Source organism: Streptomyces sp. NPDC002935, assembly GCF_040611295.1.
Lineage (GTDB): Bacteria > Actinomycetota > Actinomycetes > Streptomycetales > Streptomycetaceae > Streptomyces.
In genome coordinates this window covers 46,622-59,337 of the sequence record NZ_JBEXNW010000011.1, presented here as the reverse complement: position 1 = coordinate 59,337, position 12,716 = coordinate 46,622, and the positions used below count along the sequence as shown (strand labels likewise).

The 12,716-nt window shown below is 72.8% G+C and carries 9 protein-coding genes; 1 reads left to right on the top strand and 8 read right to left on the bottom strand.

The window, feature by feature from the left end; genetic code table 11:
* Window positions 1–27 precede the first annotated feature (27 nt).
* A complete protein-coding gene (locus ABZX90_RS16930; protein ID WP_355205589.1) occupies window positions 28–528 on the top strand; it encodes a GNAT family N-acetyltransferase in 501 nt (166 codons plus the stop codon).
* A gap of 107 nt (window positions 529–635) precedes the next feature.
* On the opposite strand, the gene ABZX90_RS16925 is transcribed toward ABZX90_RS16930, so the two are convergent.
* The 8 genes from ABZX90_RS16925 to ABZX90_RS16890 all read right to left on the bottom strand — a co-directional run bounded on the left by ABZX90_RS16925 (window position 636) and on the right by ABZX90_RS16890 (window position 12,697).
* Window positions 636–1,241, bottom strand: coding sequence for a hypothetical protein (locus tag ABZX90_RS16925; protein WP_351121191.1), 606 nt, complete (start codon window positions 1,239–1,241; stop codon window positions 636–638).
* Window positions 1,242–1,743: 502 nt separating this feature from the next.
* Window positions 1,744–2,706: a nitronate monooxygenase gene (locus tag ABZX90_RS16920; RefSeq protein ID WP_355205586.1), complete on the bottom strand. Its 963-nt coding sequence runs from the start codon at window positions 2,704–2,706 to the stop codon at window positions 1,744–1,746.
* A gap of 107 nt (window positions 2,707–2,813) precedes the next feature.
* Window positions 2,814–3,431 carry a TOPRIM nucleotidyl transferase/hydrolase domain-containing protein gene (locus ABZX90_RS16915; RefSeq protein WP_355205583.1) on the bottom strand — a complete coding sequence of 206 codons (618 nt, stop codon included), beginning with the start codon at window positions 3,429–3,431 and terminating at the stop codon, window positions 2,814–2,816.
* Window positions 3,432–3,575: 144 nt separating this feature from the next.
* The gene (locus tag ABZX90_RS16910; protein WP_351121195.1) at window positions 3,576–4,247 is read right to left on the bottom strand and encodes a DUF4232 domain-containing protein; all 672 of its coding nucleotides are present in this window, start codon (window positions 4,245–4,247) and stop codon (window positions 3,576–3,578) included.
* Window positions 4,248–4,643: 396 nt separating this feature from the next.
* A complete protein-coding gene (locus ABZX90_RS16905) occupies window positions 4,644–5,231 on the bottom strand; it encodes a hypothetical protein (RefSeq protein WP_351121197.1) in 588 nt (195 codons plus the stop codon).
* Window positions 5,232–5,892: 661 nt separating this feature from the next.
* The gene (locus tag ABZX90_RS16900) at window positions 5,893–7,875 is read right to left on the bottom strand and encodes a hypothetical protein (protein WP_355205579.1); all 1,983 of its coding nucleotides are present in this window, start codon (window positions 7,873–7,875) and stop codon (window positions 5,893–5,895) included.
* Window positions 7,872–11,540 carry a DUF5682 family protein gene (locus tag ABZX90_RS16895; RefSeq protein WP_355205576.1) on the bottom strand — a complete coding sequence of 1,223 codons (3,669 nt, stop codon included), beginning with the start codon at window positions 11,538–11,540 and terminating at the stop codon, window positions 7,872–7,874. The genes ABZX90_RS16900 and ABZX90_RS16895 overlap by 4 nt, the downstream gene beginning before the upstream one ends.
* Complete coding sequence (locus ABZX90_RS16890; protein ID WP_351121202.1) at window positions 11,537–12,697, bottom strand: AAA family ATPase; 1,161 nt, start codon at window positions 12,695–12,697, stop codon at window positions 11,537–11,539. Before ABZX90_RS16890 ends, ABZX90_RS16895 begins: the two co-directional genes overlap by 4 nt.
* Between the last annotated feature and the right edge of the window lie 19 nt (window positions 12,698–12,716).

Genomic DNA, 12,716 nt, shown 5'->3' with positions numbered 1-12,716 from the left:
GTCGGTACGGCTGGATACCCTGCCCGGATGTCATCGTTGTCGCTTTCCCCGCTCCGTTTCTCCCCGCAAGAGATCGCCGAGGTGGTCGGCCTCTACGCGAGCAACCCGGAGTACTGCCGTGCCGCGGGCGAGTACGACCCTGAGCGCATTCCGGCCGACAGGGTCGAGGCCGATCTGCGGGAGGAAGCCGACACCGAGGGCTGCGAGGTCCTGCTGGCCCGCGACGAGCAGGGCCGGATCGTCGGTCTGGTATGCCTGCTCGACCGTCACCCCACCGATGGACACCCGTGGATCGGGCTGTTGTTGGTGCAGGGGAACCTTCAGCGCCGGGGTCTCGGCCGACGGCTGGCCGGGCTCGTGGAGGAACGGTTCCGCCATGAGGGCCGGGACGGTCTCCGGCTGGCTGTCCTGGAGAACACCCCGACTTCCCTGGCCTTCTGGACGTCCCTGGGTTGGAAAGAGATCGACCGCCGTAGGGACCGCCAGTACGGCCGCCCCTGCATCGTCATGCACAAGCAATTGGCCTGAGAGACGGGCGCCTTGCCGATCGCAAGGACGCTGTGGAGGAGACCGCCGGACGCGGCTCCCGGACCGTCGGCTCCTGGGTGTGGCAGGCCGGTTTCGTGCTTCGCCCGTCAGGGCCGCAAGCCCGCCTGCCGGAGCGTGACCTTGGACAGTTCGGCTATGACCTGCTGATCGCCGCGGCGCCAGGCATCGGCGAGTCCGCCAGGCGGGGCGGAGACAGCGGTGAGAGCGCGCTGCGGTCCGGTGAGGGCGCGCAGGGCGAGCAGGTCGGTGCCTCCGGGGGCGTCGAGGAGGCGTCGGGTGGTGGCGCTGCGCCGGATCCAGCGCAGACGCGGGGGAAGCCACAACACCAGTACGAAGGCCACTGACAGGATGATCAGCGCGAGTGCGGTCAGTGTGGCCACGCGACTCACCAAATGCTCCAGCGACTGTCCGGCGTCGGAGAGATCGGTGGCGGCGTCGGCGGCGGACTGGAGCGGCTTCTTCAGGGAATCCCCGACGAAGGGCACTTTCGAGGCAGCGTCGCCGGCGTCGTCAAGGCCCGAGGCCAGGTTGTCGCCCGCGCTCTGGGCCTTCCGCCCCGGCTCGGCCAGCAGCATGATCGCGTCGTGGACGACCAGGGCGAATTTCACCACGGCCGCGATCAGAGCCACGGCGATCAGGTCGGCGACCACCTGACGGGTCCGACGCGCTGGAGTCTGGGCGTAGAGGCGCATTGGCGTGCTCCTGTTCCGGCGATGCCATGGAAGGCCGGTCGCTTGACCGTAGGGGGACTCGATGCGGAGTTCGAGGTACGGGTGTCCACGGCCCGTGAGTCGAAGCGGTCGAGCGGTGTCGTGCCGAATGCCGATGGATGGCTCTGGGGGCAGGGTCGGAACGGTTCCCGGGCAATGGTGACATTCCGTCAGAGGGGCGTCCCGCCTTTCGAGAAGGTTGCGTATGTGGATGGCGCCCCATACGCCGGGGGCAGGACCGGAGAGTCCGTGCTGGTTTCGAGCATCCGAGCTCGGCCAGGCCGGCCACCTCTGCTAGGAGCGTCCGGCACCGGTACCGGCTCTGGTCGCAGAGGAGCCGGCGCACGTGCAGACAGACGATCAACCCCCGCCCGTCGATGGGCAATTCGACCTGGTCACCGAAGCCTGTCGCGGGGTGGGCTCGGCCATCGCTGCTCCTGGAGTGCGGGCTCCTGGAGTGCCGGCTCCTGGAGTGCTGCTCCAGTCAGTGCCCTCTCGCTCGGGCCAGGGCGTTGTCGGCCTCGGACGCCAGGGCGGCGACAAGCTCGGCTGCCGGTGGCAGGTCGGTGATGAGGTCGACGGCCTCGCTCGCCCAGACCGGCAACGGCGGCACAGCCTTGCGTGCCACGTCAGCCTGATATTCCAGGCGGGCCGCCTCGGGCTCCGCCGCGAGTTCCGCTTCCCGGCCCCGCCATCGGTCGAGGTACGGGTGGCCCAGAGTGCGAGCCGTGTACTTCGACGGCCATCGGGCGCTTCGGACGATGTCGAGGATGCGGTTGCGCTCCGTGTCCTGCCCGCGTCCCTCGACGAGCGCCTTGGCGACCGAAGGATCGACGAGGGCCTCGGCCGTGGCCTGGAAGCGGGTGCCGATGACTGCCCCGGCGGCGCCCAGCGCCAGGGCGGCGGCCAGGCCCCTGCCGTCCGCGATCCCACCGGCCGCCAGCACCGGAACGGGTTCCGCCAGGTCCACCACGATCGGTACGAAGGTCAGCGTGGATCGCCCGTGCCGGGCGCCGTGGCCTCCGCTCTCGGTGCCCTGCGCCACGATGACGTCGGCGCCCAGGTCCACCGCCTGCCTGGCTTCCTCCAGATCGGTGACCTGAATGATCACCGCCGCACCAGCCTCACGGACCCGTTCAACCAACGGGCTCGGATCCCCGAAGGAGAACATCACCGCTCTGGGGCTGTACTCCAAGGCCTGCTCGATCACGTCCATGGTGGCAGCCCAGCTCTGGAACCCGACACCCCACGGTTTCCCGGCCCCCGCCACGATCGGCAGCTCGCTCGCCAACCAGTCCGGGTTGCCGCCTCCGGCGCCCAGCAGGCCGAGCCCGCCACCGTGCGAGACGGCCGCCGCCAGCTCGCCCCCGGCCGATCCGCCCATCGGAGCCAACGCGATCGGATGCTGGACACCGAACAACTTCGTGAACGCAGTCGACAATGTCATGGCTGCAATCATCGACGTTCTCGGTATGCGGGGACAGACCGACGCAGCGGCGCCGGGCGCGGCGAGCGACCGCGCGCATGGCTGGTGCCCCGGGGTACGCCCGCCGGTCAGAGGCTGCTGAACAAGTCGTCGAGCGGGGCGGGTACGCGGTCGGGGTCGAGGGCCTCGACGAGGACACGGCCGTAGCGGATCTTGCGCCCCTTCTTCGTGCCGAGGAAGCGCCGCAACTGCTGCTCCGAGGTGCGGCCCCGCTGCGCGGGCTGGCGCAGGAAGGTCCGCAGGGCGCGCAGGTCACCCTCCGCCCGGACGAGCTCCGCCACCCGAGTCACGCCCAGTGCGCGGATGAGCTCGTCCTCCAGATCCGCCGCGCAGACGAAGAACTCTTGCTGTGCCGCACTCGATTGCTCCAGGGCGCGGGCGTAGTAGGGACGCTCCCTCTCGTCGCACAGGCCCGTGAGGCGGAGGCCCAGGCCGGATGGCCCGAGGAGGCGGGCATAGCGCCCGACGCTCATCGCACCGCCCATCGGCAGGACGCAGACGCCTTCGGCCGCCAGGTCCCGGCCGCGTCTGTCGGCCAGCGCGTCGACTGCTGCGGCGTCGCTCGGCCCTTCGAGCAGAACCACTGTCCGGACGGACAGCCGCGCGGCCAGCTCGCGCGCGGGGTCACTGGGGCCACCCGCGGCCCATGCGGTGACCGCTTCCCGGAACGAACCCATGTCAGCCACGAGACGAGTCTGCGCCCTGCCCGGCCATCTCGGTAGGGAATTTCCGCCGGCGAGCAGAGCGTCCAGGCGGCCCGCGTCCAGGCGGCCCTGCCTGCTGGAGATCTCGTCTGGTCCAGGAGGCAGGGCCCTTCCGCCGCGGAGCGATCAGTAGGTGAGCGCGTCCTCGGCGGTGCCGAAGAAGCTGGTGACCTGGCCGTCGTTGACCGTGACGGGGCCACCGTTGATCGTTACCGTCGTCGGGCTCTCGGAAGCGGTGAGTGCGACCTCCATCTTGTCGGCACTCTTGCCGCCCGCGGTGTCGGCGCGCGAGAACATGATCCCGGCGTAGGCGCGCTCGCCGGTCTTCAGAATCCAGTCCTTGCCGTCAGGTCCCATGTGCTCGGCGGCGCCGTCGAGCCCCGGAATCGTGATCACCAGATCGTTCGCCGACAGCAGGCAGGGGTCGCTGCCCTTGTTGGTCGCGGTCAGCAAGGCGTGGTTGACGGGCCTGGACGCGACGGTGACGTTGTAGCTCAAGTCAGCCGTCTCGCACATGCCCACACCTCCGTCCTGACCGTCGTCGGACCCGGGCTCCGATGACGGCGGGGTGCTGGGGCTGTCGGAGGACTTCCCGCTGTCGCTGTCGCTGCCAGCGTCATCCGAGCTGGCAGCGGGCGAGGGCGTGTCGGCACCCTTGTCCGTACTTCCGGCCGACGGGCTCGCCTGCGCACCCGTGTCCTTCTCGCCGTCGCCGTTGCATGCGGTGAGTGCCAGGATGCCGAGCGACAGAGCGGCGAGTACGGCGGTGGTACGGCGTGAACGAGCTGCGTAAGCCATGAGAAGCCCCCCGGGATTCGGAATGTCCCGGTGATCGTGCCTCATGGGAGCGACACTTCCGCCCGCTCACACCGAGAGGGAACGGTCTTCGAACAGTGTTGTGACACTGTGACAGCGGCCATGGCGAAGGAGTACCGGGCAAGGAGCGGTGGCCGCGGCCGCAGCAGCCGACACGTCACGGCGCGGCCCCGAGCATGGAGTGCCTGGCGGGCACAGGCCCCGAGTGGCTGCTCGCCTTGCTGACTTGCTCTGGAGCGTGGTGCTCCGTCGCGGACGCGGAGGCAGTCGCCGAAGGTACGGCGACCGATTCGCACCAGAAGACCGTCCGGCGCTGGATGTCTCTCATCGAGGCATCGCCGACACTCTGGGCGCAATTTGTTCCGGACCGCCGGTGATTCAGATACCGCGGGCGTCGGCGAGGATGCTCGCCTGCTCCAGCATGCGTGTCGGTTCACGGCCGTTGGCCCAGGCGTCGTTGAAGGACGGTACCGACTCCACGTGGGGGCCGAAGCGTCTGCGGATCGCTTCCAGCAGCACGCCCATGGCCTGTGCCTCCAGGTGGCGGTCACCGTGGGACTCCATGCGGATCGCGCCCTGCGAACACAAGCGCCCCTCTTCGTCGGTGAGTGCTCCCGTGCACCAGCCACCTTCCTGTAGTCGCAGAGAGGCGCGGTGAAGCAGAGCCGCGATGGGCGTGGCGCACGGGCCCGGGGTCGGGACCGGTGCGGCGGGGGCTGGTGCGATGGGAGCCGACGGCGTTACGACGTGGAACCAGTCGACGGGGGTCGTCTCGATGTGCGCGGTGTTGACCTCGTAGGCGACGGCAGCCAACGCGAGCCGGGCGTCCATGTCGGTCATGACTGCGGCCATACGGGCCTCAAGCCCCTGGACGGGACGCCGTACCGGCTTCGCGTCGGCGGTTGGGGCGCCGTCCGGGGACTCGGCGGGGGCTTGTGCGGCTGCGGCGTGCGTCGAGGGCTGCATGACGGATGGATTCCTCGTGCACGGCTGCGCCCAGCGCCGCCGAATGGGTACTCGGCGCAGGAGGCGACAGAGGCAGGGGTGTGGGCGAGGCCCGTCCACGGTGCGATCGAGGCTCGGCGAGCGCCCGATCCCTTCCAGGGCACAGCCCGCTGTGGTGTGACGGGCTCGAGAAGGCCGCCGTCGAGGCCGGGTCCCCGCCCGTGTACCGGCTGTGGCGGCCGGCGCACTACTGCTCCGGCTGCGCCTCGGTGTTCTGCCCGGACGGCACCCCTGGCAAGGAGTTCTCATCCCGGAACAGTTCAAAAAGCTGATGTGGACCGAGGCCGGTCCGCTGGCCAGCTCCTGGTGGGGGACAGGGTGAAGGCTGCGGCGATATCACCAGGCGTGCTGCCCGAACGGTTGTAGGACCTCGGTTGACCGGACACAGGTCTGCTGTTCAGCGCCGGTCTGCTGTTCAGCGCCTGAAGCCATCGCACCGGCAACTGCTGGGCACCACCCGAAGAATCGACCGTGAGCCGCGTCCGCCGAGCGCGTGATGCCGAGGCTGTCCCCCGCTCGGCGGCGTGGGGGACAGCCTCGGTCCCCCGACAGGACGGACCAACGGAAGTTCTGCCGGTGGCAGTTGACACCGCCGCCCGGTGTCAGGCGCTTGCGCGCTTGATCACGAGCCGGCGGTCTCCGGCTGCCAAGTCGCCTTTACCAACGCCCGTTCGACGCCTGCCAGATACACGGCCGCGGCGAGCCACGCCCGTGCGTAGCGGTCCGGGTCGGCCTCGCCGATGCGGCCGAAGACGTCGCGGGTGCGCCGGTCGGCCTCCGCCGTGAGGTCGGCCGACAAGTCCGCGGCGGTGGGGAATCCGCTGCGTCGCATCGCTGCCTCGCCCCCGCTCCGGTCGCCGTCGCGGGAGGGTTCGGCGACGGCTCTGCGGCCACCCGACACGGCGACCTCGACCAGCCGCCGCAGCCGCCACAGGGGGGCCTCCGCCAGCGGGTCCGGCGGGACGTCGCTCAGCCCGCCCATGGCTGGCACGGCTGGCACGGCGGGCATGACGGGCATGACGTCGGGTGGTGGGAGGTGCGCGCCCTCCAGGCGGTCGTAGCCCAGGTCGGCGCGGCCCTGCCACTCCGCTGGCAGTCGCAGCGTCGCCTCGGTGTCCGCCAGTGGGGCGACCGCGAGAGGTCGGAGCGTGGCCGCGCGGTCGGGGTCCAGGCGGCCGATCACACGGAGCCGCAGGCCCGGCCGGGACGCGAGCCGACGGAAGTTGGCCGTGTGGGCGAGGCCGGGGTGGCCGTTGGACGGGGCCAGCCGGATCAGGAGGCCTTGAGCATCCGGCCGTCCGGGCGGCAGTTCCCGGGCGATCAGATGCTCACCGGCCGCCCCGACGAGGATCAGGTCGCAGCCCACCAGCTCGCGCGCCGCCTGTTCGGCCCGCTCCGGGTCGGCACCCGGAGCCACGGTGAGCCGTTCGGCGACAGCCTCGGCCAGGGGCCGGGCGAACAGCGCGGCGAGTGGGCCCGATGTCCACGACCGACCGGTGACCGGAGTCGCCCGTACCCCCTTGCCGGAGCCGAGGCGGCCGTCCGAGGAGACCGTCGCGCCGGAGATCAGCAGTCCGCCGCGGGCCAGTTGGGCGTGGTTGAGGCTTCCAGAGCCGAGCGTGACGGTGGCTGTGGCAGCGCCCTGCGCACGGGCCGGTCCACCGGGCTTGACGTCGGCGACCGAGAACCAGCGTCCGTCGTCCGAGACGACATGCGTGACGACACCGCCGTAACCAGTGGCCGCGATCACCGGTTCCCGGCACACCCCGTGGACCCGTAGGCTGCCGCCGGGCCGGTAGCTGCGGCGGGCGGTGCCGATCAGGGCCCGCTCCGGGTCGGCCGCGGCCAACAGGCCGGTGGTGAGCAGCAGTTCCCGCACCTGGACGACGAGGTCGGCCAGCCGGTGGCCGTCGTGGCGGGCACGCGCGCCACGCAGCCCACGTACGACCCGTAGCGCGGCTGCCTCGGCGCGGTGCAGCCCCGCGAGCCGGGCGGTGTGCGCGGCCCGTAGCAACTCGGCCTGGGGAACCGCGCCCGCGGCGGGCACCCCCGCGGCGAGCACGGCCGCCGCTGCCGCCCACAGCTCGGACGCGGCGGCTACCTGGGCCTCGGTGAGGGGGACCGTCTCCTCAGGCTCTGCGACGGCGTCCTCGGGCTCCGCGACGATTTCGCCGGTCGGCGGCGCACCGGGCCCCGTGCCGGTCCGAGCGTCGAACGCCGCGGCTGTCGCGGCTCTCCCAGCGTGGGAGTCTTCCTCCGGTGCGCTGCCGTCCTCCGGTGCGCTGCCGTGCTCGGTGTCGGCCTCCGTGTCCGTGTCGGCCAGGGGGCAGGCGCCGAGGACGGCGGCCCGGTGCAGGCACCGGGGGGCGAGCAGACAACTGCAGACCACCTGGTCCGCGTCCGTGACGGCGCCGGACGGACCAGGTGTGAGAGTGACCTCGGCGTCCTCTCCGCACCGCACGCGCCGGACCGTGCCGTCGGCGACGACCGGCAGGGCCGTGTACGACTCGATCGCGGCGTCCAGCTTCTTGCGCAGCCGGGAGGTCAGGCTCTCGACGGCGGCGGCGACCACATCGGGGGCCGCTGGGGGCAGTTCGGCGTTCATCGGGTCTCTCCGCGGAGGCGGTCGCCCACCCAGCGGGCGAGGGCGAGGGGGCTGAGCGCGGCGACGGGCATGCCGGCCGCGACGAGCTGCTGGGCGACGGGCACCGAGTAGCGCGGGGTGCCGGTGTCGTCCAGGGCGGCGCATCCCAGCAGGTGCACCCCGGAGCTCGCCAGGGCCCGTACCTCGCCGAGGAGTCCGCCCAGCGGGCAGCCCTCCTCGAAGTCGCTCACCACCACCACGAGGGTCCGGCTCGGCACGGTGACGAGGGAGCGGGCGTGGGCGAGCCCGGCCGCGATGTGGGTGCCGCCGCCGACCCGGACTTCCAGGAGCAGCGACAGCGGGTCGTCGACCCGGTCCGTCAGATCGATCACGTTGGTCGAGAACGCGAGGAAGTGCGTGGACAGGGTGGGGACGCCGCCCAGAACGGCCGCGGTCAGGGCTGACCAGATGACGGAGGCCTCCATCGACCCGGACACGTCGACCACGAGGATCAGGCGCCAGTCCGCCTCCTTGCGCGAGCGGGTGCTGAACACCGGTCGCTCCGGCACGACCACAATCCGCCCGTCGGCCGTTCGGCGCGTGTGGGCGAGGTTGGCCCGCAGGGTGCGCGGCAGGTCGAGTCGTCCGCCGGGCCGTCTGGTGGGGCGCGGTGTCGCGAGCCCGGTGAGGGCCGGGCGCATCCGGGTGGCGAGTTCCTTGGCCAGTTCGTCGACCAGACGGCGTACGAGCGGGCGCAGCCTGGCCAGTTGCGCCTCGGGCATCCCGCCGGCCAGGGACAGCACGGAGGTCAGCAGGCCGACCGACGGGCGAACCGCGGTGGGGTCGAGTTCGGCCAGTACGTCGCTGCGGCCCTGGTCGGCGGCGCGTGCCAGGACCTCCTCGCGGACCTCCGCGCCGAACAGCGACTCCAGTTCCTCGGCCCATTCGCGGGCTGTCGGGAAGGACGCGTCCTGGCCGCCGCCCTGGCCCGGGGCGCGGCCTTCCCGGCCGAGGTCCGAGGAGCCCTCACCGCGGCCCGTGCCGTACAACTCGTCCAGCGCGTGCGCGTATCGGCGGGCGCTCTGCGGGAGTCTGTCGGTCTCCCGGCCGAGCAGCAGCCGCCAGCGGTCGGTGGGGGTGATCCGCAGAGTGGCGGACGGGGGAACGGAGGAGGAGGCGGGTGTCGGCACGGGGCGCGGTACGGCAGCGGGTGCGGATGCGGGGTGCTCGGGCTCGTCGGGGACCGTGCGGGTCCCGGTGTCCGCGGGTGTCGCACCGTTCGTCCCGGTCGGCAGACGCAGAGCGCGGAGGGCCGCGAGCCCCGCCGCGTCCGCGGCCGTCCACAGCGCGAGGAGTTGTGGCGAGGCCGTGAGCGACAGGTCGAGGCGGTCGCCGAGTCGCTCGGTCACGGTGTGCAGCAGGCGGTCGCGGCCCGCCGGGCTCAGGGTGTCGAAGCCGCCGCGCAGGGCGGGCAGTCGGTCGAGGAAGCCCTGGTCGGTGAGCGTGTCGATCCGGTCGAGAAGTGGGTCCAGGGCGGTGGGCGCCGACTGGAGCAGCGCGGCCGCACCGCTGAGCAGCCCGCCGAGGCGGCGGCCCAGCGCATGCCGTGCCTCCGGGCCGGTGGCGGTGTCGATCCAGCCCGCCGTACGCGCGCCGAGCATGGCGGCGTCGTCGAGGTCGAGCAGGACGCGGGCGGCCAGGGCGGCGCCCTGGACGAGCGGGGAGCCCGTGCGAGCGAGGGTGTCGAGGGCGTCGTCCATCCGTAGTCCGAGGCGGTGTTCACCCGCCCGTGATGCCAGTTCGATGAGCGCGGCCGTGTCCTCCGGCCGGTCACTGCCCGCCAGCCCGGTCAGGGTGCGGACCGCCGACTCCAGGAGGTCGGTGGCCAGTTCGGAGGCGGCCTGCCGGCTCTCCGGTGTGGTGCCGGGCAGATGGCCGCGGCACAGGGCCTCCAACAGGTCGAGCGCGGTGAGGAGTTCGGGGAGTGTGGCGGCGGCGGGGAGCACGGTGGCGGCATCGGCCAGCCGCTCGGCCACCAGCGCGGGCAGATCACAGCGGGCGGCCGCACCGAGCGCGGAGAGAACGTGGGCGCACGTGGGCCCGCCGTCCGCCGACTCCTTGCGGAAGGTCTCCCGCAGGGTGCCCTCGGCGGCCAGGGCGGCGGTCACGCCCCGGATCCCGGCCAGGTCCAGTCGTACGGGGATGGCCGGGGTCCACGACACCCGCCATCGGGTGGTCAGGGCGGCCGCGTCGCCCGTGCCGGCCACGGCCACGGCCTCGCCGTAGCCCGCGCCGCACACGGCGAGGCGCTGGAGCAGGATCTCGCGGCGGCCGTCCAGGGCGGAGCGCAGCGGGTCCAGCCGTACCTCGCGCGACGCGGGGTCGTCCGGGCCCGGCAGCCGCAGTGCGGTGACCTCCGCCTCCACGCACGGGCCGAGGCCTGAGCGCGGTGTGCCCGGTGCGATCCTGCCTCGGTCGGTACCGACCAGGACGACTTCGAGCGCCCGCGCGAGAGCTCGGCCGCGGCCGAGCGGCTCGCCCTGGCCCATGACGGTCGTCAGCGCCTCGATGACCTCGCCGCGCCCCGGTGCCGCGAGTCCGCGCACCCTGGCGAGGTCGCATGCCATCCGCAGCGTCTCGGCGGCCTCGCCCGTCCCGGCGGTGTGCCCGGCCGCGCGGAGCTCGCGGCACACGTCGGTGAGCGCTCGCGCGGCGGCGGCCCGTACCTGCTCGGGATCGCCTCCGGACTTGAACACCGCCTGCTGCCAGCGCGGGTCCCGGATGCCGGCCGGGTAGCCGGAACGGGAGTCCAGCAGATCGAAGGCGTACGGGACGAGGGAGGTGACGACGCTCGGGTACTCCCCGACGACGCCGTGATCGACCACTGTCGCCACCGCTTCGGTGCCGCTCGCGTCCGGACGCGGACCCGGGACCGGACCCGGATTCGCATCGGGCGACAGGGTGACAGCCGTCAGCGCCGGGGCGTGGAACGCGCCGACGACGGCCGCGACCCGGCGCCCGCCGTCCGAGGCGCGGGCGATCGTCGCGCGCATGTGGGCCTCGCGGGCGAGGTCCACCGCCGGTATCCCGTCGGCCGCCGCGGCGTCGCTGCGCAGCGCCCATCCGACACCCAGGGCGGCGCGGCGGATCGCCTCGGGGGCGGATCCGGGGGCGAGGACTTCCACGCAGCGGTCCCACAGATCGTCGTCGTCACGGCCGGTCCCGGATGCGGCGAGCGCGTTCCCGAAGGAGACGGGTGGGGCCATGGACGCCGCGTCGGCGGCCGCGGTCCGTGTGTCGGCCGTCGGCAGGGTGGCTTCCGCGTGCCGGCGCGGATCGGACATCGGCAGATCGCAGCACACGACGTCCGCCCCTCGGTCCCGTGCCCAGCGGACCGCGGCCAGCTCCGGGGAGAAGTCGGCGAACGGATAGAAGCCGAGGCGCCCGTCCTCACCCGCCCCGGCGAGCGCCACCGGCGCGACGGTGCCCGGCGCGGCGAGATGGGTGAGCCACGGCTGGAAGTCGGCGGGCAGTTCCACGCATACGACGTCCGCCCCCGAGGCGTCGAGCAGGGCCGGCACCGCCGCGGCGAGCGCCGGGCTGTGGTGCCGTACGCCCAGCAGGTACGGCGCCACGGAGCCGGCGAGGGCGGTGACGGCCGCCCGCGGATCCTGGGTGTGCGTCACCGAAGGTTCTCCCGCAGGTCCCAGAGCCGGCGCCACAGGGCCGAACCGTCCTCGGCGCGGCGGCGCACCGGACCGTCCCAGTAGCCGAGCAGACGTGCGTGGTCGGCCGGGTCGTCCTTGCGGACCACGCCCAGAAGGTGACCGGGGACCAGATCGAGGGAGTCGTCGCCGGGGAGGTAGGCGGCGGCCACGCCGAGGGAGACGGCGACCTGTACGGCCTCGGCCGTCGACATCACCGTGCCGGGCCGTTCCACGTCCCAGCCCTCCGCGGACCGTCCGGCCCGCAGGTCACGGAAGACGGTGACCAGCACGTCCAGCACCGCGTCGTCGACGCCGAACACGGCGCCCGCCCGCTCGACGGCCGCCACGGCCTGCCGCCGTACGAGCGCGGTCTCGGCGTCGACGTCGGCGATCGGGTGCACGGTCTCGAAGTTGAAGCGGCGCTTGAGTGCTGCGGACATCTCCGAGACGCCTCGGTCGCGGAGGTTGGCGGTGGCGATGACGGTGAACCCGGGGGCGGCCGCTACCTGGGCGTCGTCCGTACCGGCCAGCTCCGGCACGCTCATCCGCCGGTCGGACAGGATCGACACCAGGGCGTCCTGCACTTCGGGCAGACAGCGGGTGATCTCCTCGACACGGGCCACCCGGCCGGCGCGCATGGCGGCCAGCACCGGGGAGTCGACCAGCGCCTTCGGCGTGGGGCCCTGGGCGAGCAGGAGGGCGTAGTTCCACCCGTAGCGCATGGCGTCCTCGGTGGTGCCCGCGGTGCCCTGCACGGTCAACGCGCTGGTGCCGCAGACGGCGGCGGACAGCAGCTCGGAGAGCATCGACTTGGCGGTGCCGGGCTCACCGACCAGCAGGAGACCGCGTTCTCCGGCGAGGGTGACCACACACCGTTCCACCAGGGCGCGTTCGCCGACGAACTTGGGGGTGATGACCAGCCGGTCCGGCAGTGTTCCGTGCCGCTCGGGGAGTTTGAGGGTCTCGCCGCCGCTGCCGCAGACGAAGGTGATCGCGGAGCGTGGAGTCAGCCGCCAGCCGGGCGGGCGGGGGCCCGCGTCGTGGGCGGCGAGGAAGGCGAGTTCGGTGGCGTGGCGCTCCTCGGCGGGCAGGGTCTGCCGGGCCGGAAGGGCCGTCGCCGTGTCGGTCGCGGGCATGCGTGTCCTTGTTCCGTAG

Excerpts from the sequence above, each read along its gene's own strand:
- ABZX90_RS16890 (WP_351121202.1), bottom strand. The coding sequence starts at position 12,697 with ATGCCCGCGACCGACACGGCGACGGCCCTTCCGGCCCGGCAGACCCTG.
- ABZX90_RS16930 (WP_355205589.1), top strand. The coding sequence starts at position 28 with ATGTCATCGTTGTCGCTTTCCCCGCTCCGTTTCTCCCCGCAAGAGATC.
- ABZX90_RS16920 (WP_355205586.1), bottom strand. The coding sequence starts at position 2,706 with ATGACATTGTCGACTGCGTTCACGAAGTTGTTCGGTGTCCAGCATCCG.
- ABZX90_RS16905 (WP_351121197.1), bottom strand. The coding sequence starts at position 5,231 with ATGCAGCCCTCGACGCACGCCGCAGCCGCACAAGCCCCCGCCGAGTCC.
- ABZX90_RS16910 (WP_351121195.1), bottom strand. The coding sequence starts at position 4,247 with ATGGCTTACGCAGCTCGTTCACGCCGTACCACCGCCGTACTCGCCGCT.
- ABZX90_RS16900 (WP_355205579.1), bottom strand. The coding sequence starts at position 7,875 with ATGAACGCCGAACTGCCCCCAGCGGCCCCCGATGTGGTCGCCGCCGCC.
- ABZX90_RS16925 (WP_351121191.1), bottom strand. The coding sequence starts at position 1,241 with ATGCGCCTCTACGCCCAGACTCCAGCGCGTCGGACCCGTCAGGTGGTC.